Genomic DNA, 1,126 nt, shown 5'->3' on the forward strand with positions numbered 1-1,126 from the left:
AAGATATGATTGCGGCGACGCACGGTTTTTGTTATAATTTCATCTGTTAAGTAACTGAAACCAATAATAAAAAAGGCATCGCCGCATGTTCATTCTACGCAATATCCTCTTCCCCCTCCAGCAGGAATTTAACCACCGTTGCAAAGGCGATGAACGAGGTGTCTGGTTTGTTTATACGCTCCTGGCTGTTATCACTCATTTCACTTCTTCACGCAGCGCCAACCTATTGCGATGCTTGCAGGTATTGTTCGGACTGTCGCTTAGTCAGCGCCGATTTTACATCTTCATGGCCTCATCAAAATTGCCTTGGTCACGCCTTTGGACGACGCTGTGGTCTCTGATACCCAACCCGACGACAAAAGGACGGCTATTGCTGGCCTTGGATGACAATATCAATCCCAAGACTGGTAAAAAGATTTTCGGCTGCGCGTCTTTCTTTGACCATGCTGCCAAAACCAACCAATCGAAATACCCCTGGTCACAAAATGTTGTGTCCATCGGTTTATTAAAAATTGTCAAAGGCCGCTGGACTTGCTTACCACTGGCGTTTCGTTTCTATCACATGGAAAAAACGATTGCGGCCAAGAAGGTTAGGGTTGAGGGCAAGATACCATCGTTTCAAACCAAGTTTGAGCAGGCCATTGAAATGCTGCTGGAAATTTCTGCCGCTTTTCCTGGCACCCCATTGCTGATCGTTACCGATAGCTGGTTTGGAAACGACGGCTTGCTTAAACCGATGCGCAAAACCGTTGGACAGCACTGTCATATGCTTTCCAGATTGCGCGTCAACACCACTTTGTTTGCGCTACCACCCGAACACCGGAAACATCAGCTCGGCCGATCCAGAAAGTATGGCGACAAGATGGGCAATGCCACAACACTGGCCAATGAATTCCATGAACGCGCTACCACTTATTCGGTTAACCTCTACGGCAAACAACGCGATGTTCTGGCCTTTGACAACATCATGATGTTGAAAACACTCAAGTGTGCCGTGCGCGTTGTTTGGATCTATCGAAGATCACAATGGGTCGCACTCTTTACCACCGACCTCGATCTCACCGTCGAGCAGATTATCGAATACTACGGCGCACGCTGGAAAATCGAAGCCGGTTTCAAAGAGATC

At 47.7% G+C, this 1,126-nt stretch carries 1 protein-coding gene; it reads left to right on the forward strand.

Going from position 1 to position 1,126, the window contains the following annotated elements; genetic code table 11:
- Positions 1–85: 85 nt before the first annotated feature.
- A partial coding sequence (locus PLL68_RS15655; protein ID WP_324535683.1) for an IS701 family transposase occupies positions 86–1,126 on the forward strand: 1,041 nt, incomplete at its 3' end.

Origin of the sequence: Ornithinibacter sp. (genome assembly GCF_035443565.1) — a bacterium.
GTDB lineage: Bacteria > Actinomycetota > Actinomycetes > Actinomycetales > Dermatophilaceae > Fodinibacter.